Consider the following 22,590-nt stretch of genomic DNA (forward strand, 5'->3'; position numbering starts at 1 on the left):
ATCCGGCTCTCGCCAGAGCGCGCCAATCTCTGTATGGTGCGCGCCGCGTAGTGGGGATTTCGTCGTGACGTCAAAGTTTCGCCCGGCCGGCTCGGGGTGGGCCATCATTGTCTTGAGCCTGAGCGCGCTCGCGCTTGCCGGCTGCGGCCGCAAAGGCCCGCTCGACCTGCCGCCGACCGCCTCCAACGCGTCCACGGCCAATGTCGCAGCGCCAACCGACACCGAGACCGAAGCCCAGAAGACGCCGAGCGTGTTCAATCCCACCTATGGCGCGGACGCCCCGCCTGCGGCGACCAGGGGCAAGAAAAAACCGTTTATTCTCGACCCGCTCCTGGACGACAAGCCCAGCAAATAGGCTGGGGCAACTGAGCCAACGCCATGAACCATTTTGACTACCGCAACGGCGTGCTGCACGCCGAGGCGGTGAACCTGTCCGAGCTGGCCGCGACCGTCGGCACGCCGTTCTATTGCTATTCGACCGCGACGCTTGAGCGCCACTACCGCGTCTTCACCGAGGCCTTTGCCGGCGAGAAGGTGCTGGTCTGCTACGCCATGAAGGCGAACTCCAACCAGTCGGTGCTGCGGACGCTGGCCAAGCTCGGCGCCGGCGCCGACGTGGTCTCCGGCGGCGAATTGAAGCGCGCGCTGGCCGCCGGCATCCCCGCCAGCAAGATCCTGTTCTCCGGTGTCGGCAAGACCGAAGAAGAGCTGCGCGCCGCGCTTGCCGCCGACATCCTCTGCCTCAACGTCGAATCCGAGCCCGAGCTCGAACTGCTGTCGCGGCTTGCGACCGAGATGGGCAAGACCGCTCGGATCTCCGTGCGCGTCAATCCCGACGTCGATGCCGGCACGCACGCGAAAATCTCGACCGGCAGGTCCGAGAACAAGTTCGGCATCCCGATCGTGCACGCCCGCGAGGTCTATGCGCGGGCAGCGAAGCTGCCCGGCATCGAGGTGACCGGCACCGACGTGCATATCGGCAGCCAGATCACCGATCTCTCCAAGATGGAGACGGCGTTCCGCATCCTCTCCGAATTCGTGCAGACGCTGCGCGCCGACGGCCACAACATCTCGCATGTCGATTTCGGCGGCGGTCTCGGCATTCCCTATTACATGGACCGCGAGGCGCCGCCGGCGCCCGATGCCTATGCCGCCATGGTCAAGCGCGTCAGCCACAATCTCGGCTGCACGCTGATGTTCGAGCCTGGCCGCATGATCGTCGGCAATGCCGGCATCCTGGTCGCGAAAGTGATTTATGTGAAGTACGGCGACGGCAAGAATTTCGTCATCATCGACGCCGCCATGAACGATTTGATCCGGCCGACGCTATACGAAGCCCATCACGACATCCTGCCGGTCACGCAGCCGGCCAAGGGCGCAGCCACGATCACGGCCGATGTCGTCGGCCCGGTCTGCGAGACCGGCGACTACCTTGCGCTCGACCGTACCTTGCCAACGCCGAAGGTGGGCGACCTCCTCGCCATCATGACCGCCGGCGCCTATGGCGCCGTGCAGGCCGGCACCTACAACACGCGGCCGCTGGTGCCGGAAGTGCTGGTGAAGGGCGACCAATACGCGGTGGTGCGTCCGCGTATCGAGGTCGAGCAGCTCATCGCGATGGACACGCCGGCGCCGTGGCTGTGATGGCGCGTGAGTGATGCGACGCTTTTTCAACTAACTTGGTGTCGTCCCGGCGAAGGCCGGGACCCATAACCCCAGGGAGTGGTTATGGCGCGAAGCGGGTAACTCCGAGTCCCCGTAGTCAAGTCCACCTGTGGTTATGGGTCCCGGCCTTCGCCGGGACGACGGCGGAGAGTGGGGCGCTCACTTCCCCGCCAGTCCACCCGTCTTCCCGCCAACCACCACTCCCGCCTTCTTCTCGATCGGCTTGATCGCCGCGGTGAAATCGGAGTCTGCACCCTCCGCGCTGATCACGGTTTCCCAGAGACGCCCGACCGCGTCGGCGACCTCCATCGACAGCCCGAGCTGCTTCATTTCCTCCAGTGCCAGCCGCACATCCTTCACCATCAGTCCCGTGGCAAAACCGAAGTCGAACGTCCGCGGCAGCACCGAGCGCGGAAACTTGTCGCGGCTCGCGGTGTTCATGCCGGAGCCGGAATTGATGACGTCGATCATCACGGCGGGATCGAGCCCGGCTTTCACGCCCATCACCACGGCTTCCGAGGTTGCCACGATCGCGGTGGCCGACAGGAAATTGTTGGCGAGCTTCATGGTCTGCGCTGCGCCGGGCTTCTCTCCGATGAAGAACACCTTTCCGATCACGTCGAGTGCCGGCTTCAACAGCTCGAACTCCGCCTTCGGCCCGGACACCATCACCGCCAGCGTGCCCTTCTCCGCGCCGCCAACGCCGCCGGAGACGGGGCTGTCGATCTGAACGATGTTACGCTTGGCCAATAGGCCATGAATCTTTGCCGCCATCTGCGAGCCGACGGTCGACAGATCGATGAAGCGCGTGACGCGCTTGCCCTCGATCACGCCGTTCGGCCCCGTTGCGACCTCGAGCGAGGCTTGCAGCGACGGTAGGCTCGCCATCACTGTCTCGACCTGGTCGGCAACGTCCTTCGGCGACGCCGCCGCGGTGGCGCCGCGTGCCACCAGTCTGTCGACCACCTCCTTGCGCGTGTCGAACACGACAAGCCGGTGCCCCGCCTCGACCAGCCGCCGTGCCATCGGGAAACCCATGTTTCCGAGGCCGATGAATCCGATGTCCATGGTGTTTCCTTGCTTGGTTATTCGTTATTGGTAAGGAGAGGTGCGCGCCAAATCCCCCACTGTCGTCCCGGCGAAGGCCGGGACCCATAACCCCAGGGAGAGGTTGTGGCGTGAAGTGGCAACTCCGAGTCCCCGTAACCACATCTGTCTGTGGCTATGGGTCCCGGCCTTCGCCGGGACGACGGAGGAGAGGGATATTGCGCCCCTCACCCCCGGCATGCCCTCACGCCTTCCCATCGAGCTCCGCAAGCACCTCGCGCGCGATCCTGAAACTGTCGACCGCAGCCGGCATGCCGCCATAGATTGCGACCTGCATCAGAATTTCGCGGATTTCGTCGCGGGTGACACCGTTGGTCAGCGCGCCCTTCAGATGCGCACGGAATTCGTGCTGGCGGTTGAGGATCGCGATCATCGCGATGTTGAGCATGCTGCGGGTCTTGCGCGGCAGTTCCTCGCGGCCCCACACCGTGCCCCAGCAATATTCGTTGAGCATCTCCTGGAACGGACGGTTGAAGTCGTCGACGTTCTTCAGCGCGTTGTTGACGTAGGCCTCCCCCAGCACCGCTTTGCGGACTTCCAGGCCCTTGTCGTGCATCTTCTTGTCCATGGCGTTTCCTTTATTTCCCTTGCATGTCCCTTGAGTGGCGCCGCGGAAACTACGGGGTTGAGCTGGAGCAGTCACGTCCTCGTGTTATGCGGGAAAAGGGGGATGTCCCGTACAGGAACGGATGCCTCAGTGCTGCCGTTGTGATACGCTTCGCTCTGCCGGGTAACTTGGAGAGTTGATTGAACGGTGTCACCCCCGACCCGTCAGACCCGATCCGCAACAGTGACGCTCTGTCGCGGCTGAAGCTGGCGCAGGCCCTCGATCGGGCGACTTATGCCATCGCATGGGAGCGTGCCTGGCCGAATCTGGCGCGTGTTCTGACCGTCGTCGGCCTGTTCCTGGTGGTGTCCTGGGCCGGTCTCTGGCTGGCACTCCCGTCCGTCCTCCGCGCCATCGGTCTCGTTATTTTCGCCGGCCTTGCCGCCGCCGCCCTGTTCCCCCTGGTTCGTTTTCGCTGGCCGAGGCGTGAGCAGGCGCTCGCGCGGCTCGACCGCGGCTCGGGTATCCGCCACCGCCCGGCCACCACGCTCACGGACACCCTGACCTCGCAGGACCCGGTCGCGAAAGCGCTTTGGCAGGCACAGCGCGAGCGCACGCTGGCCTCGCTCAAGCGCATCCGTGCCGGATTGCCGCAGCCGAGGCTTGCCATCCATGACCCCTGGGCGCTGCGCGCGCTGGTCATGGTGATGCTGGTCGCGACCTTCTTCGCCGCCGGCGACGAGCGCGCGATGCGACTGGGTGCCGCGTTCGACTGGAACGGCGTGCTGGCGCCCACGAACGTTCGCGTCGACGCCTGGGTCACCCCGCCGCTCTACACCGGAAAGCCGCCGGTCATCCTGTCGGCCGCCAACAAGGAGGCCGCGGCATTGCCCGCCAGCGGCCCGCTCGGCGTTCCTGCCGGCTCGACCCTGATCGTGCGCTCCTCCGGCGGCAGCCTCGATGTTGCCGTCTCCGGCGGCCTCAAGGAAGTCGCGCCCGCTGAAGCCACGCCCAAGGGCACCAACGAGAAGCATTTTACCATCACCGGCGATGGCACTGCGCACGTCCGTGCGCCCTCGGGCCAGCCGCAATGGGCATTCACGGCGACGCCGGACCGTCCGCCGACGATTGCACTCGCCAAGGATCCGGAGCGCCAGGCGCGCGGCGCGCTCCAGCTCGTCTACAAGATCGAGGACGATTACGGCGTCACCGGTGCCGAGGCGCAAATTGCTCCGCGTTCCAACGACGCAAAAGACGGCAGCAAGGACGGCGATGCCAAGGCCGCCGCGCGGCCGCTGTTCCAGCCGCCGCAGTTTCCGCTGGTGCTGCCGAACGCGCGCACCCGCAACGGTGTCGGTCAGACGGTCAAGGATCTCAGCGAGGATCCCTATGCCGGCGCCGATGTTACGTTGACGCTCACCGCCAAGGACGAGGCCGGCAATGAGGCGAAAAGCGAGCCGTTCAATATGCGGCTGCCGGAGCGGCTGTTTACGAAGCCGCTCGCGCGCGCGTTGATCGAGCAGCGCCGCATCCTCGCGCTCGACGCCAACAGGAATTCCGACGTCTACGCCGCGCTCGACGCGCTGATGATCGCGCCTGAATTGTTCACGCCGGAGACAGGGCAGTATCTCGGCCTCTACAGCGTCGCGCGGCAGCTCGAGGCGGCGCGCACCGACGACGCCATGCGCGAGGTCGTGGCAAGCCTGTGGGCGCTCGCGGTGACGATCGAGGACGGCAACATCTCCGACGTCGAGAAAGCGCTGCGCGCGGCGCAGGACGCGCTCAAGCAGGCGCTGGAGCGCGGCGCCAGCGACGAGGAGATCAAGAAGCTCACGCAGGATCTGCGGGCGGCGCTGGATAATTTCATGCGCCAGCTCGCCGAGCAGTTCCGCAACAACAAGGATGGCCAGCAGCTCGCTCGTCCGCTTGATCCCAACACGAAGATTCTGCGCCAGCAGGACCTCCAGAACATGATCGACCGCATGGAGCGCCTGTCACGCTCCGGCGACAAGGATGCCGCCAAGCAGTTGCTCGACCAGCTCCAGCAGATGCTGGAGGGCCTACAGATGGCGCAGCCGGGGCAGTCTGGCGAGAGCGACATGGAGCAGGCGCTGAATGAGCTCGGCGACATGATCCGCAAGCAGCAGCAATTGCGCGACAAGACCTACAAGCAGGGTCAGGACTCCCGGCGCGACCGCATGCGCGGCAAGCAGCAGCCGGGTGATCAGTCGATGTCCGATCTCCAGCAGGACCAGCAGGCGCTGCGCGACCGCTTGAAGAAGCTGCAGGACGAAATGGCCAAGCGCGGCCTCGCGCAGAAGGGTCAGAAAGGCCAGCAGGGACAGAAGGGGCAACAGGGTCAGCAAGGCGACCAGGGACAGCCCGGCCAGGATGGCGATCAGGACGCTGACCAGGGCGATGATGACGGTGGGCTCGACGCCGCCGACGGCGCCATGGGCGATGCCGGTTCGAAGCTCGGCGATGGCAATGCCGACGGCGCCGTGGACTCCCAGGGCAAGGCGCTGGATGCGATGCGCAAGGGTGCGCAGAAAATGGCGGAAGCGATGCAGCAGGGCGACGGCGACGGCCAGGGCGATGGTCCCGGCAATCGCGCCGGCCGCCAGCAGAGCGGCGGCAACCAGACCGACCCGCTCGGCCGCCCGCTGCACGGCCGCGAATTCGGTGACGATTACACGGTCAAGATCCCCGGCGAGATCGACGTCCAGCGCGTTCGCCGCATCCTCGAAGAACTCCGCCGCCGCCTCGGCGACCCCTCGCGTCCGCAGATCGAGCTCGACTATATCGAGCGGCTGCTGAAGGATTTTTAGAGGCGGTCAGGCGTTGGCGTCCGAGTCGCCCTAACGCGCATTGAAGCGCGATGCCTCCCCAATGTCGTCCCGGCGAAGGCCGGGACCCATAACCACAGGGAGGTGTTTGGCGAAGACTCGTCGCCCGTACTGCGGTCAATCGCTAACGGATAGATCACGCGGTATGGGTCGCAGCCTTCGCCGGGACGACACCAGTGTTGTCGTGGCAGGACTCCTGCCCACTCCAAAAGATGCTGCGAGTTCGTCCCCCGCTACCCCTTCTTCGCCGCGAGCGCATCCGCCACCGCGGTGCGGATGTCGGCGACCGAGAACGGTTTTGTCACGACGTCGTGCACCAGCGCGTTCAAATTCGAGGCGCGTTCGCGCTGGTCGGCATATCCGGTCATCAGCAAGATGGTCAGGTCGGGGAAATCGCGTGCGGCGGAGAGCGCCAGCGCGATGCCGTCCATCACCGGCATCTGGATGTCGGTGAGCAGCAGATCGAATGCGCCGTCCTCGCGAGTCAGGATCTCCAGCGCCTCGGCGCCGTCCTGCGCGGTGACGATCTCGTGGCCGTCCATGGCGATGGCGCGCGCCACCAGCTGGCGCATCGAATCCTCGTCGTCGGCGATCAAGACTTTCGGCATGAGACTTACCTTAGGACCAACCTCCCGCGCGGGACCCGGCGGAGCCGATTATACGCTGCCGCCGGCGATGTCGCGCCGGTTGAAGAAACGAACGTCGATATTGCGGCCTTCCGGCGGCGGCGAAGCCAGGCGCGACCTGAAGAAGGCGCGCTCGCCGGGCTGCAGCACGGTTTGCTCCAGCACCGTATTCCAGGCGTAGATCTCGGCACCCTGCGCGTCGCGCACCGCAAATCGCAGCCGCGGGATATCGAGCGGCCTCTTTCCCTGGCCGACGATCACGCCCTCGATCACCAGCACCTGCTTACCGTCCACGGTCTCGCTCGAGAGCTTGACGTCCTTGAAGGCCAGCCCGCGCAGATTAACTTCGAACCCGACCATCTTGTAGAACGCTGCCGTCTGCGGCAGCAGCCGGACCATATCGCCGCGCCAGATCACCAGGGCCAGCACCAGCGCGCCCATGGCGGCGCAGGCGGTCGGCAGGCCGAAATAGGATTTTCGCGGAGCCCTGGTGGCAGCCGGGCGGCTGACCCGCGCGCCGCGACGGCGGAACAGGCCCTGGAACCAGGATCTGTGCTCGACGCCGTCGCCGGTGAGGTCGTCCTCGGCGGAGCGGGCCGCCGTCGACCAATCGTCCTCGGTTTCCCCGGCGTCCTCGGTCGGCCAGTCGCTGGCGATCGAGGGGCTCTCGACCTCCGGGGTTTCGGCCACGCTGTCGTCCTTGGCGTAGGAGTTCCACTGTTCGGCGAGGTCGGCCTGGTCGTCGGCCTGGCTTACCGCCGCCATGGCCGGCACGGGGACCTCCTCGATGGCATCTTCGGGACGCGCCATCCAGGTCTCCTTGCACCGGGAGCAGCGCACCGTCCGCCCGTTGGCCCCAAGGCTCGCAAGCTTGATGGCATAGGATGTCGTACAATGGGGGCAGACGATATGCATGGACGAGCCTTGATGCATGGAGAATCTTGGCGATGACCCAGTCGCTCAGAACCGGGCGCCAAGGAGGCTACCGAGGATGCTACAGGGCGACCGTTAACGAACCGGAAACCATAACGGTCGCACAACCCCTTGATCGCATGCGGCGAAACCTCGCGGCGCGCGCCGCGTCCCCTCTCGAACGGAGCTGAGCTTGGTTCGGTTCGAAAATGTCGGATTGCGTTACGGTCTGGGGCCGGAGATTCTGCGCGACCTCAATTTCCAGATCCCGGCGCGTTCCTTCCAGTTCCTCACCGGCCCGTCCGGCGCCGGCAAGACGTCGTTGCTGCGCCTGTTGTTCCTGTCGCATCGGCCGACGCGCGGCCTCGTCAATCTGTTTGGCCACGACATCTCGCAGCTCGGCAAGGACGAGATCGCGGACCTGCGCAAGCGCATCGGCATCGTGCTCCAGGATTTCCGCTTGCTCGACCACATGACGACGTATGAGAACGTGGCGCTGCCGTTCCGCGTGATGGGGCGCAGCGAGTCGAGCTATCGCAAGGAGGTCATCGACCTCCTGAAATGGGTCGGACTCGGCGAGCGCATGGATGCGCTGCCGCCGATCCTGTCGGGCGGCGAGAAGCAGCGCGCGGCGATCGCGCGCGCGGTGATCTCGCGGCCGCAGCTCCTGCTCGCGGACGAGCCAACGGGAAGCGTCGACCCGACGCTCGGGCGAAGGTTGCTGCGCCTCTTCATCGAGCTCAACAAGTCCGGCACCGCCGTCATCATCGCGACCCACGACATCGCGCTGATGGATCAGTACGAGGCGCGCCGCTTCGTGCTGCACCAGGGACGATTGCACGTCTATGAGTAGGACTGACGAGCGCGGCGTGCTGGTCGACCTCGGACAGGAACGTCCGCAGCTTCCGGCCAGGGCGCGCAACATGTCGCCGATCGTGCCGCGCGCCTCGATCCACGGCCGCGCGCTGGTCGCCGTCGTCGCCATCATGACCTTCCTCGCCTCGATGACCACGGGCACGGTGCTGCTGGTCAGTGCCTCCGCCGCCGAATGGCAGTCGGATGTCGCGAGCGAGATCACCATCCAGGTCCGTCCGCAATCCGGACGCGACATCGAGCGCGACACCGTTGCCGTAACCGAAGCGATGCGCGCGCAAGCTGGCATCGTCGAGGTCAAGCCGTTCAGCAAGGAGGAGAGCGGCAAGCTGCTCGAGCCCTGGCTCGGCACCGGGCTGTCGATGGACGACCTGCCGGTGCCGCGCATGATCATCGCCCGCGTGCAGCCGGGCACGGCGCTCGATCTCGGCGCCTTGCGCGCCCGTGTAACGCAGGTTGCGCCAAGCGCGAGCGTCGACGATCACCGGGCCTGGATCGAGCGGATGCGCTCGATGACCAACGCCACCGTGCTCGCCGGCATCGGCATCCTCGCGCTCGTCATCGTTGCGACCATCATCTCGGTCTCGTTCGCGACCCGCGGCGCGATGGCGGCGAATCGCCCGATCGTCGAAGTCCTGCATTTCGTCGGCGCCGGCGACCGCTACATTGCCAACCGCTTCCTGCGGCATTTCCTCAGGCTCGGCCTCGAAGGCGGCGTGATCGGCGGCGGTGTCGCCATGCTGGTGTTCGGCTTCTCCGAGTCGATTGCCGGCTGGTTTTCGGGCACCCCCGTCGGCGACCAGTTTGCGGCGCTGCTCGGCACCTTCTCGCTGCGGCCGTCGGGCTATATCGTGCTCGCGGTGCAGGCGGTCCTGATCGGCGCGATCACCGCGGTGGCCTCGCGCCAGACGCTGTTCGCGACACTGAATGACGTCGATTGAGTTGCCGCAGCGAGGTTGCGTTGAGTTCGCACCGAGCGGCACTTCTTTCCCTTCTCCCACAAGAAGGGAAGAGGGTGAATAAACCGGACTCCACTTCGCCTCAAAACGTCTTAAAATCATCCGGGGAAGGGATCACCGACATCGCATGACCTCGCCGACCGACGATCAATCGCCGAACCTGCCGCGCGGCTGGCTGCGCGCGGCCGTCGTGTCGACGGTCGCGTTCGTTTTCGTCGGCGCAGCAGCGGGCTTCGTCGCGTTCCTGTCGCAATTGCGCGGCGCCGAGATCGCGCCGGCCCGCAAGGCCGACGGCATCGTGGTCCTCACCGGCGGCTCCTCGCGGGTGTCGGATGCGATGGAGCTGCTGGCTGCCGGCTACGGCAAAAGGCTCCTGATCTCGGGCGTGCACCCGACCTCTACGGCGAACGACATTTCCCGGACGCTGCCGGAGAACCAGTCCTTCATGAGGTGCTGCGTCGACCTCGATCGCACCGCGCTCTCGACCCGCGGCAACGCGGCGGAAGCGCGGCGCTGGGCCGAGGGGCGCGGCTTCAAATCGCTGATCGTGGTCACCTCGAACTATCACATGCCGCGCGCGCTGGTGGAATTCTCGCATGCGATGCCGGAGACTATTCTGGTCCCGTTCGCGGTGGTCGGCGACAAATGGCGCGAGGAGCCGTGGTGGACCTCGGCCTCGACGCTGCGGTTGTTGCTGTCGGAATATGTCAAGTACATCGCCGCCGAGCTCAGGGTCCGGTTGGAGGATTTCGGGATTGACCTTTCGCCCGAAGTGTCGGAGCAGCCTGCGGGCATGCAATCGAAGCGGCCCGCCACCGCACAGGCCAATTGATCGGATTGCTGATGTTCCTGATTTTCCTGCGTTCGCTCGTCTTCAACGTGCTGTTCTACGCCGTGCTGGTGTGCCTCGCGATCGTGGCGTTGCCGACCTTCCTGATGCCGGTCCGGGCGCTGCTGACGGTCGCGGGATGGTGGGCGAAAGCGAGCCTGTTCCTGATGCGCGTGGTCTGCAACATCAAGGTGGAGTTCCGCGGCGTCGAGAAAATCCCGTCGGGTCCTCTGGTGGTGGTCGCGAAACACCAATCGTTCTGGGAAACGTTCGCGCTGATGCCGTTTTTCGATCGTCCGATCTTCATCCTCAAGCGCCAGCTCATGCACATTCCCGTCTTCGGCCAGTTCCTGGCAAAAACCGGCATGATCTCGATCGACCGCGGCGCCGGCGTGAAGGCGCTGCTGGACATGACACGGCGAGCGCGCGCCGCGGTGCGCAGCGGTTGCCAGCTCGTGATCTTCCCGGAAGGCACCCGCCGACCGCCCGGCGCGGCGCCGGACTACAAGACCGGCTTTGCCCAGATCTATTCGGCTTGCGGCGTGACGTGTCTGCCGATCGCGCTGAACTCCGGCCTGTTTTGGCCGCGCCGCACCTTCATGCGCTATCCGGGAACGCTGGTGGTGGAATTTCTGGATCCGCTGCCGCCGGGCCTTCCGAAGGACGAGTACATCACGCGCGTCCGCGACGAGATCGAGGGCGCGACCGGCCGCATCGTCGAGGCGGGGCGGAAGGAGCAGGAGCGATTGATCGGCTCCGCACCGAGTTACGCCGCCTCCGGCGGCTAGCGATTCTCCCGGTCTTCAGTCGGAGCCGGAGCGCGCAGTGCATGCGCTTCGCCGTGCAGCATCGTCGCGAGCTGATGCAATTGCGTGTCGCGAAAGCCTTCGGCCTCGATCGCCTTCACGGTCGCCGTCACGTAGTCACGGTTGGCACCGGACTGGCCGTGGCCCTGGAGCACGTGGCGGTGCTGTTCGGTGAGCGACAGCCGGCCGGCATATTGCACATGACCGCGGTCGACGACATAGGCGAGCGCGGAGACACGCTGCCGCGCATCATTCTCGAGCCACACCGAGCGCATCACCTCGCGATAGACCGAAGTCACCTGTTCGCGCGCCCGCAAATAGGCCACCACGTCGGCGCGGTTTGTCTCGGCGACGCGGAAGGCAATGCCGCGGCAGGCGCCGCCGCGATCGAGCCCGAGCACCAGGCCCGGCTGCTCCGGCGTGCCGCGATGCACGAAGGAATAGACGCAGAGCGCGCGATGCTCGCCGACCAGCCGCGCCGGGACGCGTTCCCTAAATTCGAAGCCCGGCCGCCACATCAGCGAGCCGTAGCCGAACACCCAGAGGTCGCCCTTGGCTGATGTGACGGAGGGGAGGGTGATTTCCGACATTTCGGGCACGGCTAGCAGAACCGCGCCCCCAAGCGAAGCGAATTCTCCGCCTTTCGTCGCGGGGCGACCTCGCTTACATTTGACAAAATCTGGGGTCAAAGGGTCGCCGCATGTCCGATATGACCGTTGCCGCAGGCCGGCGCTCCCGTTGGGGGCTCTTCATCGCACCCGTCCTCCTCCTGTTCCTCGCAGTCGCCTGGAGCGGCTTCTGGTTCTATGCCGCCTCGCAGGCCGAAGTGGCGGCGGACGCCTGGCGCGCGCAGGAGGCCAAGTCCGGCCGCATCTATGACTGCGCCAAGCGTTCGATCGCGGGCTTCCCGTTCCGCTTCGAGGTCCAGTGCTCCGGCGCCAGCGTCGCCCTGGTGTCGCAGAATGCGAGCAAGACGCCGTTCACGGCCAAGCTCGACAACATCCTGGTCGTGGCCCAGGTCTATGATCCCAAGCTCGTCATCGCCGAATTCTCGGCGCCGGCAACGTTGACCGACGGCGTTACGCAAAACACCTTCGCGGTGAACTGGAGCAAGGGCCGCAGCAGCGTGGTCGGCCTGCCGGCAGTGCCGGAGCGCGCCTCCATCGTGTTCGACGATCCCACGATCAACCGGCTCGACGGCAGCGTGCAGGTGCCGCTTGCGCGCGCCAAGCAGGTCGAATTGCACGGCCGCCTCGCGGATGGATCGACGTCCGATCATCCCATCATCGAGACCGTGCTCCAGATCACGCAGGGCAGCATCCAGGGCGTGCACCCGCTGCTCGCCGAGCCGTTCGAGGCCGATACGCGCGCGAAGATCACCGGGCTGTCCGATCTGACGCCCAAGCCATGGCCGCAGCGCTTCCGCGAGATCCAGGCCGCCGGTGGCCATATCGAGATCGTGCAGTCGCGGATCCAGCAGGGCGAGATGATCGCGGTCGCGGCCGGCACGCTGGGCCTCTCGGCCAATGGCCGACTCGACGGCGAATTGCAGATGACGGTGACCGGCCTCGAGCGCGTGATCCCGGCGCTCGGCATCGAGAAGATGCTGGAAGAGGGCGTGCCGCAGGCAACGCTCGATCGCGTCGCGCCCGGCGTGAAGTCGCAGGACCTCAACAGTCTGTTCGGCGCGCTCGACCGCGCCGTTCCCGGCCTCGGCAAGGTCATCAAGCAGAACGCCAATGCCGGCGTCGCCGCCGGCATCAACTCGATCGGCACCGAGAGCACGCTCGAGGGCAAGAAGGCCCGCAGCTTCCCGCTGAAGTTCGTCGACGGCGCCGTGCTGCTCGGCCCAGTCAAGGTTGGCCAGATTCCGCCGCTCTACTGATCGGCGGTCACGGCGCCTTCGCGCCAACGTGATGGTGAGATGGCTTCGCATCGGGAATGCGGAGCCGCAAAACCCAGTCTCTCTCCTTGTCGGCCGCACGATGAGGCGGTCCACTCAGGCAGGAGAGAATTCCATGACGAAGTCCAAGCTGTTCGTTGCCGCCATCGCCGTCTCGACCGCACTCGCGACGCCCGCGCTCGCGCAGTGGCAGTCGCAGGAGCCGGCTGCCTTTGAAGCCCAGTATCCGAACGGCGACCGCAACCTCGCGAGCCCCGCAACGCGCGATACGATGGCGTACGTGCCCTCCGCGAAATCACCGCGCCCCACGGTGATCCGCACGACCAAGGGCAAATAGAGCCGTCGTCGACCCGAAACGTTGCGCATGCGGAGTTGGGCCCGGTCATGCCCCGGCCGGGCCCAATGCGCGCTGTCGAATCTGTGCGCGACAATCGCGCGCGTGCGGATCGGCCAGGCAGCGAGAAAATTCCGAATATGACCGTCAGGAAAACGTGATGCAGAAAGCCAGCGTCGCCGAGAATAACCGCAGCCTCATTCACATCACTCCACACCAGGGAAGCATGCATGCGCCGGAGCAGGCGCGACCAATCGGACCTGCTTCCCAAGTGGAGGGAGGTTCACGTGCGGATCATCAATTACGGACTGATGCTGGGCATTCTCGCTGCCTGTTCAGGGCAGGCGCATGCCGACGACAATGTCTCAACCGAAATCGAGTCGCTGAAGGCCAGGCTGAAGGAGCTTCAGCAGCGGGTGGATTCGGAGGCACGTAAGACGCGTCAGGTCGAAGCGGCGCAGTCGAAAGCCGTTCCACTGCCGGCGACCTACAAGGCTCTTCCCGTCGATCCATGTGCGGCCGGCAAGGTCTGCTACAAGGGTATTACGCTGACATTTGGCGGCTGGGTCGATCTCACCGGCATCTACCGGTCGCGCAATCTCGCCTCGGACACCGGATCGATCTACAATTTCATCCCCTATCCGCAGAGCAGGAACTACTACTTCCCGGAAACGCGCTTCTCAGCGCGCCAGAGCAGGTTCTCGGTGCTCGCCGAGGGCAACGTCGATGCCGATACGCATCTGGCGGGCTATGGCGAAATCGACTTCGAAGGTGCGGCGCAGACGGCGAACTCCGTGACGACCAACTCCTTCAACCCGCGCATGCGCCAGCTCAGCGTGGAGGTCGACCGAAGCGATCTCGGCCTTCACTTCCTCGCTGGACAATCGTGGTCCCTCAACACACCGAGCAAGGCGGGCATCGATCCCCGCGGTATCGATGCGCCGGGTGTAATCGACTTCGAATTGGTCCCGGGATTCCTCGCGGCACGGCAGCCCGGTTTCCGCGTCTGGCAGGATATCGGGCCCGAGTTCAAGATCGCCGCGTCCGTCGAAAATCCGCAGACCGCCTTCTTCGGCGGCAACGTGCCGACGGTCGGCACGCCGGCGGTCGGCCCGCAGGGCGTGCTCAACCCGAACCTTCAGGTCAATCTGACCGGGCCGGGCGGCAGCTTCTTCAACAACCTCAACAATGTCAGCTTGAACCAGGTGCCTGACGTCACCGTCAAGGCGGCGTGGGATCCAAGGCTTGGGCCCTACAAGCTGCACGTCGAGGCCTGGGCGCTCTATCGCCAGCTGTTCGATCGCTTCAACTCCACCAACCACAGCTACGACACCGGCAGCTTCGGTGGCCACGTCTTTGCCGAGCTGATTCCGAAGACCCTCGATCTTCAGCTCTACGGTGCGCACGGCGTGCTCGGACGCTTCACGGCGACGCCGTTCCCCGACGCGGCGGTGGCGCAGGATGGCACGGTGCTGCCGCTGACGATCACGGCCGCCGCGGTCGGCCTGATCTGGCACGCAACGCCGAGCCTCGATATCTACAGCTATGCGGGCCTGGAGAAAGCCAAGGCCAATTTCGCCAACGTCGGATCGGTGCCCTTCGGCTATGGCAATCCGCTCTACAACAACACCGGCTGCTTCACCGAGAACACGCCGGCTGCGAGCTGCAACGGCAACACAAAGGAAGTTCGACAGATCACCGCCGGCATCTACGACACCATCTACCAGGGCAATTACGGCACGCTCAAAGCAGGCGTGCAGTATTCCTACACACAGCGTCTCGCCTTCGCTGGCGTCGGTGGCGCGCCGAAGACCGACGACAACATCGTCATGACGCAGATCCGCTACTACCCGTTCTAGGCACTAAGCCACGCGGACTCGTAGAAGCCCGGATGGAGCGAAGCGTAATCCGGGGTTCTTCGATGCGGCAGGCGGAGTCCCGGATTACGCTTGCGCTCCATCCGGGCTATTCGAGCGCTACTGCTTCTTCAGCTCCGCATGCGGCCGGCCGAAATCGGGCGCAGCGGAATCCTGGCCGATCTCGACGATGCCGCGGCGGATGGCGCGGGTACGGGTGAAGTGGTCGAACAGCGCCTCGCCGTCGCCGCGGCGAATCGCGCGGGTGAGTTTTGCCAGATCCTCGGTGAAGGTGCCGAGCATCTCCAGCACGGCCTCCTTGTTGGCGAGGAAGACGTCGCGCCACATCGTCGGATCGGACGCCGCGATGCGGGTGAAGTCGCGGAAACCGCCGGCGGAGAACTTGATGACCTCCGACTCCGTCACCTGCTGCAATTCGTCGGCGGTGCCGACGATGGTGTAGGCGATCAGATGCGGCAAATGGCTGGTGATCGCGAGCACGAGATCATGATGATCCGGCGTCATCACCTCGACCTTGGCGCCCATCGCGGCCCAGAAGGCGCGTAGATGTGCGACCGCGGCAGCGTCGGTGCCTTCCGGCGGGGTGAGGATGCACCAGCGGTTGATGAAGAGCTCGGCGAAGCCGGAATCCGGCCCCGAATGCTCGGTGCCCGCGACAGGGTGCGCCGGAATAAAATGGATGCCCTGCGGCAGATGCGGCGCCATGTCCCTGACGATCGCGCCCTTGACCGAGCCGACGTCGGAGATGATCGCGCCGGGCTTCAGATAGCCGGCGATCTCCTGTGCCACCGGCCCGCAGGCGCCGACGGGAATGCAGAGGATGACGAGATCGGCATCCTTCACGGCTTCCGCATTGGTCGCCACGACGTGGTCGACGATGCCGAGCTCGAGCACCCGCGCACGTGTCTTTTCCGAGCGCGCGGTGGTGACGATCTCGGAGGCTAAGCCCTGGAGTTTTGCAGCGCGCGCGATCGAGCCGCCGATCAGGCCGAAGCCGATCAGCGCGACGCGCTGGAAGTGCGCAGCCGCGTTCATTTGCCGGCCATGAAGTCGCGCAAGGCCTCGGCCACGAGGCGGTTGGCCTCCTCGGTGCCGATGGTCATGCGCAACGCATGCGGCAGGCCGTAATTCTTCAGCCCGCGCAGCACCAGGCCCCGCTTGGTGAGGTAGGCGTCGGCGTCGTCGGAGGTCTTGCCCTTGTCGGTCGGGAAGTGGATCAGCACGAAATTGGCGACGCCCGGCGTCACCTTCAGCCCGAGCCTGGTGATCTCCTCGGTGAGCCGGTTGCGCCAGGTCTCGGTGAACTGCTTCGACATCGCCTGATGCGCGGTGTCCTCGATCGCTGCGACCGCGGCGTACATCGCCGGCGTCGACACGTTGAACGGACCGCGGATGCGGTTGACCGCGTCGATGATGTGCTCGGGCCCGAACATCCAGCCGACGCGCAGCGCCGCGAGGCCATGGATCTTGGAGAAGGTGTGCGTCACCACGGTGTTCTCGGTGGTGGCGACGAGCTCGATTCCCATTTCATAGTCGTTGCGAGAAACGTAGTCGGAATAAGCGGCGTCAAGTACCAGCAGCACGTGCGACGGCAGGCCGGCGCGCAGGCGCTTGACCTCGTCGAACGGGACATAGGTCCCGGTCGGGTTGTTGGGGTTGGCGAGCCAGACCAGTTTTGTACGCGGCGTTACCGCCTTGAGGATGGCGTCGACATCGCAGGTGAGGTTCGTCTCTGCCGCGACGACGTTCTTGGCGCCGACCGCCATGGTCGCGATCGGGTAGACTAGGAAGCCGTGGGTGGTCGAGATCGCCTCGTCGCCGTGGCTGAGATAGGTGTGGGCGAGCAAATTGAGGATCTCGTCCGAGCCGGCGCCGCAGATGATACGGTTGGGGTCGAGGCCAAAGTTGCGGCCGATGGCTTCGCGGAGCACCCGCGAGGTGCCTTCCGGATAATCCTCCAGGTGATCAGCCACGTGCTTGAACGCCTCGATCGCCTTCGGCGAGGGTCCGAACGGCGTCTCGTTGGCCGACAGCTTGAACACCTTGCGGCCCGGCTCCGCCACCGGGCTCTTGCCCGGCGTGTAGGGCGCAATATCGAGAATGCCGGGATTCGGCACGGGGCGGGACATCTTCAACTCCGGATAGGCTGGGCGAGGCTCGCGATTTACGATTTCGACCCGGTCGGGGGCACCGTATAGCGCGTTGCGTGGCTGCCGACGAGGGCCGTGGAGCGCACCGAGGCCCCCGCTTCGATCAGGGCAGCCTTGATCTTGTCGAGGCTGCTTGCCGCGGTGACCGAGATCAGCAGCGCCGCGCCGTCAAAGGCGGTATCGGGGACCGCCACGATCTCGGCGAGCGGCGATAGCGCCCGCGCGACCTCGGCGTTCCACCCCGACACGCGCACGCTGAAGGTCTCGACCTCCGTCACCAGGGCGCTGTCGGCGACGCGCGAGACCGCGAACACGGGCAGCGCGGCCGGATGGTCGGCACGCTCGACGAAGGGCAACCGCGCGATGATCTTGGGCGCGCCGGGCTCCTCCAGCGACAGCCACCACGGCGTGCGGCTCGAGGTCGCCGAGACCAGCGCCAGATCGCCTTTGGATTTCGCCACCGCCTCGACTGCGGCCTGTGCGCTGAAATGCGCGACGTAGGGCACGGTGAAGCCGAAATGGAATCGCGCGGAATCGCGCATCGCGGGCTCGCTCACCGAGACGTCCGCGTGCACCGCGAATGGCGCCTGGACGTAAGTGAAGGTCGAGATGATGACGCGCCAGATGCTCTCGACCGTGTCAAGCGGCAGGATGCCGCGATGACGCTGCACGAGGTCACGCATCATGGCGGCCTCGCGTGCCGGGCGGAACGCGGAGCCGACCTCCTGGGTCTGCTTCACCTGGATCAGGCGGTCGATGATGTCGCCGCGCTGCATCAGCAGGCGATGCATGCCCTCGTCGATCGCGTCGATCTCCTTGCGCAATTCCTGCAACGATGGTGGCGCGGGCGGGCGTTGGGACATATCTGACATAGGCTGTTGAGAGGCGTTCCAATGCGGATCGGCCAAGGAGATTGGTAAGGTCGGATCCGCTGCGATCGACGTCCTGATTAGGCAGGATGGACGGTGAAAGCAAAGAGAAATGCAAAGGGAAATAGGGCCTGTTGGGCTGACGATGCAGAGCGGATTTTGGTTAATCCGGACCGTGACTTGACGAAAACACTCCAAGCCACTACATTTTGCCTGTTCCGTGGTCATTTGAGCCGGCCGGCTTGCAGCCACGTTAAAAAACTCGCTAAACAGGCCGGGGACGTTTTCGATCCCGGCCGAACCTATCGTTCAGGCCGGGTTTTTCATGGCCTGATGTCAGTGGCGATCTGAAGTCCGATCGCAAACGAGGACGATGGTCAGAGATGGTTGGCGTCAAGTCGATTCCAAGTCCCGCGATCAGTGCCGACGAACGGTCGCACGAGGTGGATCATCCGAGTTCGCTCGTCGCGCATTTCGGCGCTGACCAGCCGCTTCGGCTCGATTGCGGGGTCGATCTCACCCCGTTCCAGATCGCCTACCAGACCTACGGTGAGCTCAATTCGGACCGCTCCAACGCGATCCTGATCTGCCATGCGCTGACGCTCGACCAGCACGTCGCCAATGTGCATCCGCTGACCGGCAAGCCGGGCTGGTGGGAAATCATGGTCGGCCCCGGCCGCCCGCTCGATACCGACAAGTACTTCATCATCTGCTCGAACGTGATCGGTGGGTGCATGGGCTCGACCGGCCCGGCCTCGACCAATCCGGCAACCGGCAAGGTGTGGGGGCTGGATTTCCCGATCATTACGATACCCGACATGGTGCGGGCGCAGGCCATGCTGCTCGATCGCCTCGGCATCGAGACGCTGCTCTGCGTTGTCGGGGGCTCGATGGGCGGCATGCAGGTGTTGCAATGGACCGCGGCCTATCCCAAGCGCGTGTTCGCCGCACTTCCGACCGCGTGCAGCACGCGCCATTCGGCGCAGAACATCGCGTTCCACGAGCTCGGCCGGCAGGCGGTCATGGCCGATCCGGATTGGCATGGTGGGCGCTATGTCGATCAGGCGACGCATCCGCATCGCGGCCTCGCGGTGGCGCGGATGGCCGGGCACATCACCTATCTCTCGGATGCGGCGCTGCACCGGAAATTCGGCCGGCGCATGCAGGATCGCGAACTGCCGACCTTCTCGTTCGACGCTGATTTCCAGGTCGAGAGCTATCTGCGCTACCAGGGCTCGTCCTTCGTCGAACGGTTCGATGCCAACACCTATCTCTACCTCACGCGCGCGATGGACTATTTCGATATCGCCGCCGACCATGGCGGCGTGCTGGCAAAAGCGTTCGCCGGAATCCAGACCCGCTTCTGCGTAGTCTCTTTCACCAGCGACTGGCTGTTCCCGACCTCGGAATCGCGCGCGCTGGTGCATGCGCTGAACGCGTCGAGCGCGCGGGTGTCGTTTGCCGAGATTGAGACCGATCGCGGCCACGACGCCTTCTTGCTCGATGTTCCCGAATTCTTCGATATCTCCCGCGCCTTCCTGCAATCGGCGGGCAAGGCGCGCGGGCTCACCAGCAAGGACGGCTAGCGATGTCTGTACAGGAAGTGCTGCCGCTGGGCGGCCTCGCGGCTGACCGGTCCGGCCATTTTCGCGCCGATCATTTGCTGCTCGCCGAGATGGTCAAGCCCGGCTCGAAGGTCCTGGATGTCGGCTGCGGCGAAGGCGATCTGCTTCAACTGCTGGAGACCCGGGGCATCGACGGTCGCGGCATTGAGCTGTCGCGCGAGGGCGTCAACCGCTGCGTCGCCAAGGGCCTCGCGGTGGTGCAGGGCGACGCCGACACCGATCTCGTCAACTATCCCGACGACGCCTTCGACTATGTGATCCTGTCGCAGACGCTTCAGGCGACACGACAGCCCAAGGTCGTGCTGGAGAACCTCTTGCGCATCGGCCGCCGCGCCATCGTGTCGTTCCCGAATTTCGGCTTCTGGAAGATGCGGCTCCAGCTCCTGGTCGGCGGTCACATGCCGCGCACGGAGAATCTGCCGGCAAGCTGGTACGACACCGCCAACATCCATTTCTGCACCATCAAGGATTTCGTCGAGCTCTGCGACGCTATCCACGTCAAGATGGAGCGCGCCGAGGCGCTCGACCTCTACGGCCGTCCACTGCGGCTGCGGATGCCGTGGTGGGTGTGGAATCTGTTCGGCGAGCAGGGCGTGTTTCTGCTGACGCGCGGCGGCGGGAAATAGTTTCTCGTCATTGCGAGCGTAGCGAAGCAATCCAGAGTCTTTCCGCGATGGGATTCTGGATTGCTTCGCTACGCTCGCAATGACGGAGTGCGAGGTGACGCCTTCGTGCTAATGCGTCGCCGCCGACCGCGGATCGCGCACCGGCCATCGCCCCGCTTCCACAAGCGTGATGAATCGCTCCACGCTCTCGTTGAACAACGCGGGCTCCTCGAGATTGAGCACGTGGCCCGACTTTGGAAACATCGCGAGGCCCGCGGCCGGCAGATGCTTCTTCAGGAACAGGCTCGCCCCGACGCAGGGGTCGTCCTCGTCGCCGCAGACGATCAGTGCAGGCGTTGCCACCTTCCTGATCGCATCCGTCATCGTGTAGATCGAGGGCCGGCCGCCCTGGAAGCCGCGCATCGTATTGGCCGATCCCCCGGCATCGTGCCGCGCCAATGCGGCATAGAAATCGGCGTGGCCGCGCGGGTCCTTGACCAGGAAGGGAATTCGGCTCGGCGCCTCGCGCGTGACTTTTGCCACTTCAGTGGAGCCGAGCGTCTCGAACTGCTCGGCATTGGCGCGGCACTGCTTGCGCCAGTTGTCGAGGTTCTCGATCTCCGAGCCGGAGCCGACGCCGGCGAGTGTCATCGATAACGCGCGCTGCGGCGCGTTCAGTCCGATCTGGAGCGAAGAGTAAGCGCCCATCGAGAGACCGACGAGATGCGCGCGATCGATCCTGAGATGATCGAGCACAGCGAGCGCATCGCTGTAGAAATGCGTGAAGCTGTAGACCTCACCAACCGGCACATCCGACGGCGTGTAGCCGCGCGCGGAATAGGTGATGCAGCGGTGGCCGCGCGAAAAATAGCGCATCTGCGGCTCCCAATTGGTGTAGTCGGCCGCGAACTCGTGCAGAAAAATAATGGGCGTTCCCTGACCCGCTTCTTCGAAATAGATGCGGATGTCGTCCCTGGTCGTGGCGTGGGGCATTAACTGTTTCCCTCTCTTCAAGCCGCCTTTGGAGGATTGCAGTTAATGCTGTTGTCCGCAATGCGGCAGCATCAGACGAGCACCGACACAAGATCATCGCAGCTATTCCGCGAGCCGGCGTCTTTTTCTCGCCACATGGGGCGGCTTAACGGCCTGACGGATGTCGGCCACCGCGCGGGCCGACGGGAATTGGGGGTGTCAACGAAGGATGAAGAATGTTCGAGTTGTTTGCGTCTCGCCTGTCGCGCTGTGTCATCGCGCTGGCGCTCTTCTTCGCGGCGGTCGCCGCGTTCTCGTCTCCGGCCTCAGCACGGTCTCATCGTCATCATAGCGCAGAGCGTCACGCTTACGTGCATCGCGCCGTCTACCCAGCCCACAGATACCATCATTACCGGCACCACGCGCGCAGCTCGCGCTTCGAGCGCAGCGCGGCGCAATTGCAGGCGAGCGGGTTTGCCAACACCCAGGCGAGCTACGATCCGAATGCCAACGCAGGCAGTGCGGGCATGAGCAGCAGCTTCGGTGGCGGATCGGGCCTCGTGTCCGAGGCGCGCCGTTATCTCGGCGGCAATCCGACCGGCCGCGGCAGCCTGTGGTGCGCGCGCTTCATGAACATGGTGCTTCAGCACACCGGCCATCAGGGCACCGGCTCCGACATGGCGAACTCGTTCGCGCATTACGGAACGCGCGTCTCCGGTCCGCAGGTCGGTGCCATCGCCGTGATGGGACGGCGCGGCGGCGGCCATGTCGGCATCATCACCGGCGTCGACGCGCAGGGCAATCCGATCATGATCTCCGGCAACAACGGCAACCGCGTCCGCGAGGCGCCGATCTCGCGCGGCCGGATTTATGCGTATGTGATGCCGAACTGAAGTGGGTTGGCCCGGCGAAGGGGCCCTCTCATCAAACGAGATTGTCGTCCCGGACAAGCGTCAGCGCAGATCCGGGACCCATAACCACAGGCTTGCATTGTTGCGCGAGTTGGTAACCACGAGTCTTCGCCAAACCACTCCCTGAGGTTATGGGCCCCGGATCAGCGCTCCGCTTCGCTCGCTTGTCCGGGA

22 protein-coding genes and 1 riboswitch are annotated in these 22,590 nt (G+C 65.1%); of the genes, 13 read left to right on the forward strand and 9 right to left on the reverse strand.

The genetic code is table 11. The features are described from left to right. Positions 1 to 64: 64 nt before the first annotated feature. Both lptM and lysA read left to right on the forward strand, forming a co-directional pair. Positions 65 to 355, forward strand: coding sequence for an LPS translocon maturation chaperone LptM (gene lptM, locus ABIB73_RS27115; RefSeq protein WP_354228928.1), 291 nt, complete (start codon positions 65 to 67; stop codon positions 353 to 355). Positions 356 to 378: 23 nt separating this feature from the next. Beyond that, on the forward strand, positions 379 to 1,644 hold the full coding sequence (gene lysA, locus ABIB73_RS27120; protein WP_354228930.1) for a diaminopimelate decarboxylase: 1,266 nt from the start codon (positions 379 to 381) through the stop codon (positions 1,642 to 1,644). A gap of 180 nt (positions 1,645 to 1,824) precedes the next feature. Here the strand turns inward: lysA and ABIB73_RS27125 are convergent, their stop codons facing one another. Beyond that, positions 1,825 to 2,733 carry an NAD(P)-dependent oxidoreductase gene (locus tag ABIB73_RS27125; RefSeq protein ID WP_354228932.1) on the reverse strand — a complete coding sequence of 303 codons (909 nt, stop codon included), beginning with the start codon at positions 2,731 to 2,733 and terminating at the stop codon, positions 1,825 to 1,827. Positions 2,734 to 2,956: 223 nt separating this feature from the next. Next, on the reverse strand, positions 2,957 to 3,340 hold the full coding sequence (locus tag ABIB73_RS27130; protein ID WP_354228934.1) for a carboxymuconolactone decarboxylase family protein: 384 nt from the start codon (positions 3,338 to 3,340) through the stop codon (positions 2,957 to 2,959). A gap of 179 nt (positions 3,341 to 3,519) precedes the next feature. Here ABIB73_RS27130 and ABIB73_RS27135 point away from each other — a divergent pair, with 179 nt between their 5' ends. Further along, positions 3,520 to 6,147 carry a TIGR02302 family protein gene (locus ABIB73_RS27135; RefSeq protein WP_354228936.1) on the forward strand — a complete coding sequence of 876 codons (2,628 nt, stop codon included), beginning with the start codon at positions 3,520 to 3,522 and terminating at the stop codon, positions 6,145 to 6,147. Between the two features lie 251 nt (positions 6,148 to 6,398). On the opposite strand, the gene ABIB73_RS27140 is transcribed toward ABIB73_RS27135, so the two are convergent. Together ABIB73_RS27140 and ABIB73_RS27145 are read right to left on the reverse strand one after the other, a co-directional pair. Then, positions 6,399 to 6,773: a response regulator gene (locus tag ABIB73_RS27140; RefSeq protein ID WP_354228937.1), complete on the reverse strand. Its 375-nt coding sequence runs from the start codon at positions 6,771 to 6,773 to the stop codon at positions 6,399 to 6,401. A gap of 48 nt (positions 6,774 to 6,821) precedes the next feature. Then, positions 6,822 to 7,706: an MJ0042-type zinc finger domain-containing protein gene (locus ABIB73_RS27145; protein WP_354228939.1), complete on the reverse strand. Its 885-nt coding sequence runs from the start codon at positions 7,704 to 7,706 to the stop codon at positions 6,822 to 6,824. A 190-nt stretch (positions 7,707 to 7,896) separates the two neighbouring features. On the opposite strand from ABIB73_RS27145, the gene ftsE reads away from it, so the two are divergent. The 4 genes from ftsE to ABIB73_RS27165 all read left to right on the forward strand — a co-directional run bounded on the left by ftsE (position 7,897) and on the right by ABIB73_RS27165 (position 11,152). Next, positions 7,897 to 8,556, forward strand: coding sequence for a cell division ATP-binding protein FtsE (gene ftsE, locus ABIB73_RS27150; RefSeq protein ID WP_354228941.1), 660 nt, complete (start codon positions 7,897 to 7,899; stop codon positions 8,554 to 8,556). Continuing rightward, positions 8,549 to 9,517: a cell division protein FtsX gene (locus ABIB73_RS27155; RefSeq protein ID WP_354228943.1), complete on the forward strand. Its 969-nt coding sequence runs from the start codon at positions 8,549 to 8,551 to the stop codon at positions 9,515 to 9,517. Before ftsE ends, ABIB73_RS27155 begins: the two co-directional genes overlap by 8 nt. A gap of 145 nt (positions 9,518 to 9,662) precedes the next feature. Beyond that, positions 9,663 to 10,367 carry a YdcF family protein gene (locus ABIB73_RS27160; RefSeq protein ID WP_354228945.1) on the forward strand — a complete coding sequence of 235 codons (705 nt, stop codon included), beginning with the start codon at positions 9,663 to 9,665 and terminating at the stop codon, positions 10,365 to 10,367. 11 nt (positions 10,368 to 10,378) lie between these two features. Then, positions 10,379 to 11,152: a lysophospholipid acyltransferase family protein gene (locus ABIB73_RS27165; RefSeq protein WP_354228946.1), complete on the forward strand. Its 774-nt coding sequence runs from the start codon at positions 10,379 to 10,381 to the stop codon at positions 11,150 to 11,152. On the opposite strand, the gene ABIB73_RS27170 is transcribed toward ABIB73_RS27165, so the two are convergent. Then, the gene (locus ABIB73_RS27170; RefSeq protein WP_354228948.1) at positions 11,149 to 11,760 is read right to left on the reverse strand and encodes a gamma-glutamylcyclotransferase; all 612 of its coding nucleotides are present in this window, start codon (positions 11,758 to 11,760) and stop codon (positions 11,149 to 11,151) included. The genes ABIB73_RS27165 and ABIB73_RS27170 overlap by 4 nt on opposite strands. Positions 11,761 to 11,870: 110 nt before the next feature. On the opposite strand from ABIB73_RS27170, the gene ABIB73_RS27175 reads away from it, so the two are divergent. The 3 genes from ABIB73_RS27175 to ABIB73_RS27185 all read left to right on the forward strand — a co-directional run bounded on the left by ABIB73_RS27175 (position 11,871) and on the right by ABIB73_RS27185 (position 15,266). Further along, positions 11,871 to 13,055 (forward strand): DUF2125 domain-containing protein, encoded by a 1,185-nt coding sequence (locus ABIB73_RS27175; protein WP_354228949.1) that lies wholly within the window; start codon positions 11,871 to 11,873, stop codon positions 13,053 to 13,055. Positions 13,056 to 13,188: 133 nt separating this feature from the next. After that, complete coding sequence (locus ABIB73_RS27180) at positions 13,189 to 13,410, forward strand: hypothetical protein (RefSeq protein WP_354228951.1); 222 nt, start codon at positions 13,189 to 13,191, stop codon at positions 13,408 to 13,410. A gap of 284 nt (positions 13,411 to 13,694) precedes the next feature. After that, positions 13,695 to 15,266, forward strand: coding sequence for a hypothetical protein (locus ABIB73_RS27185; protein ID WP_354228953.1), 1,572 nt, complete (start codon positions 13,695 to 13,697; stop codon positions 15,264 to 15,266). A gap of 117 nt (positions 15,267 to 15,383) precedes the next feature. Here the strand turns inward: ABIB73_RS27185 and ABIB73_RS27190 are convergent, their stop codons facing one another. Genes ABIB73_RS27190 through ABIB73_RS27200 form a run of 3 tightly spaced genes read right to left on the reverse strand, consistent with a single transcriptional unit; the run spans position 15,384 to position 18,297 of the window. Further along, positions 15,384 to 16,319: a prephenate/arogenate dehydrogenase family protein gene (locus tag ABIB73_RS27190; protein ID WP_354228955.1), complete on the reverse strand. Its 936-nt coding sequence runs from the start codon at positions 16,317 to 16,319 to the stop codon at positions 15,384 to 15,386. Beyond that, on the reverse strand, positions 16,316 to 17,413 hold the full coding sequence (locus tag ABIB73_RS27195; RefSeq protein ID WP_354228957.1) for a pyridoxal phosphate-dependent aminotransferase: 1,098 nt from the start codon (positions 17,411 to 17,413) through the stop codon (positions 16,316 to 16,318). The genes ABIB73_RS27190 and ABIB73_RS27195 overlap by 4 nt, the downstream gene beginning before the upstream one ends. 35 nt (positions 17,414 to 17,448) lie before the next feature. Next, the gene (locus ABIB73_RS27200; RefSeq protein ID WP_354228959.1) at positions 17,449 to 18,297 is read right to left on the reverse strand and encodes a chorismate mutase; all 849 of its coding nucleotides are present in this window, start codon (positions 18,295 to 18,297) and stop codon (positions 17,449 to 17,451) included. A gap of 216 nt (positions 18,298 to 18,513) precedes the next feature. Beyond that, a riboswitch (SAM riboswitch) is annotated at positions 18,514 to 18,593 on the forward strand. A gap of 93 nt (positions 18,594 to 18,686) precedes the next feature. Between ABIB73_RS27200 and metX the strand changes: the two genes are divergently transcribed. Further along, complete coding sequence (gene metX / locus ABIB73_RS27205; RefSeq protein ID WP_354228961.1) at positions 18,687 to 19,889, forward strand: homoserine O-acetyltransferase MetX; 1,203 nt, start codon at positions 18,687 to 18,689, stop codon at positions 19,887 to 19,889. 2 nt (positions 19,890 to 19,891) lie between these two features. Then, positions 19,892 to 20,554, forward strand: coding sequence for a methionine biosynthesis protein MetW (gene metW, locus ABIB73_RS27210; protein ID WP_354228962.1), 663 nt, complete (start codon positions 19,892 to 19,894; stop codon positions 20,552 to 20,554). A gap of 108 nt (positions 20,555 to 20,662) precedes the next feature. Here metW and ABIB73_RS27215 read toward each other — a convergent pair whose 3' ends face one another. Further along, on the reverse strand, positions 20,663 to 21,526 hold the full coding sequence (locus ABIB73_RS27215; RefSeq protein ID WP_354228964.1) for an alpha/beta fold hydrolase: 864 nt from the start codon (positions 21,524 to 21,526) through the stop codon (positions 20,663 to 20,665). A gap of 215 nt (positions 21,527 to 21,741) precedes the next feature. Here ABIB73_RS27215 and ABIB73_RS27220 point away from each other — a divergent pair, with 215 nt between their 5' ends. Then, positions 21,742 to 22,398, forward strand: coding sequence for a TIGR02594 family protein (locus ABIB73_RS27220; protein WP_354228966.1), 657 nt, complete (start codon positions 21,742 to 21,744; stop codon positions 22,396 to 22,398). The last annotated feature ends 192 nt before the right edge of the window (positions 22,399 to 22,590 follow it).

This window comes from Bradyrhizobium sp. F1.4.3 (assembly GCF_040548375.1).
In the GTDB taxonomy this organism is placed as follows: domain Bacteria; phylum Pseudomonadota; class Alphaproteobacteria; order Rhizobiales; family Xanthobacteraceae; genus Bradyrhizobium.

Bases quoted from the DNA above. Each gene is read 5' to 3' on its own strand.
- ABIB73_RS27125 (WP_354228932.1), bottom strand. From the start codon at position 2,733: ATGGACATCGGATTCATCGGCCTCGGAAACATGGGTTTCCCGATGGCA.
- ABIB73_RS27165 (WP_354228946.1), top strand. From the start codon at position 10,379: ATGTTCCTGATTTTCCTGCGTTCGCTCGTCTTCAACGTGCTGTTCTAC.
- ABIB73_RS27195 (WP_354228957.1), bottom strand. From the start codon at position 17,413: ATGTCCCGCCCCGTGCCGAATCCCGGCATTCTCGATATTGCGCCCTAC.
- ABIB73_RS27145 (WP_354228939.1), bottom strand. From the start codon at position 7,706: ATGCATATCGTCTGCCCCCATTGTACGACATCCTATGCCATCAAGCTT.
- ABIB73_RS27220 (WP_354228966.1), top strand. From the start codon at position 21,742: ATGTTCGAGTTGTTTGCGTCTCGCCTGTCGCGCTGTGTCATCGCGCTG.
- lysA (WP_354228930.1), top strand. From the start codon at position 379: ATGAACCATTTTGACTACCGCAACGGCGTGCTGCACGCCGAGGCGGTG.
- ABIB73_RS27215 (WP_354228964.1), bottom strand. From the start codon at position 21,526: ATGCCCCACGCCACGACCAGGGACGACATCCGCATCTATTTCGAAGAA.
- ABIB73_RS27130 (WP_354228934.1), bottom strand. From the start codon at position 3,340: ATGGACAAGAAGATGCACGACAAGGGCCTGGAAGTCCGCAAAGCGGTG.
- ABIB73_RS27175 (WP_354228949.1), top strand. From the start codon at position 11,871: ATGTCCGATATGACCGTTGCCGCAGGCCGGCGCTCCCGTTGGGGGCTC.
- ABIB73_RS27140 (WP_354228937.1), bottom strand. From the start codon at position 6,773: ATGCCGAAAGTCTTGATCGCCGACGACGAGGATTCGATGCGCCAGCTG.
- ABIB73_RS27180 (WP_354228951.1), top strand. From the start codon at position 13,189: ATGACGAAGTCCAAGCTGTTCGTTGCCGCCATCGCCGTCTCGACCGCA.
- ABIB73_RS27170 (WP_354228948.1), bottom strand. From the start codon at position 11,760: ATGTCGGAAATCACCCTCCCCTCCGTCACATCAGCCAAGGGCGACCTC.
- metX (WP_354228961.1), top strand. From the start codon at position 18,687: ATGGTTGGCGTCAAGTCGATTCCAAGTCCCGCGATCAGTGCCGACGAA.
- ABIB73_RS27200 (WP_354228959.1), bottom strand. From the start codon at position 18,297: ATGTCCCAACGCCCGCCCGCGCCACCATCGTTGCAGGAATTGCGCAAG.
- ABIB73_RS27160 (WP_354228945.1), top strand. From the start codon at position 9,663: ATGACCTCGCCGACCGACGATCAATCGCCGAACCTGCCGCGCGGCTGG.
- ABIB73_RS27190 (WP_354228955.1), bottom strand. From the start codon at position 16,319: ATGAACGCGGCTGCGCACTTCCAGCGCGTCGCGCTGATCGGCTTCGGC.
- metW (WP_354228962.1), top strand. From the start codon at position 19,892: ATGTCTGTACAGGAAGTGCTGCCGCTGGGCGGCCTCGCGGCTGACCGG.
- ABIB73_RS27155 (WP_354228943.1), top strand. From the start codon at position 8,549: ATGAGTAGGACTGACGAGCGCGGCGTGCTGGTCGACCTCGGACAGGAA.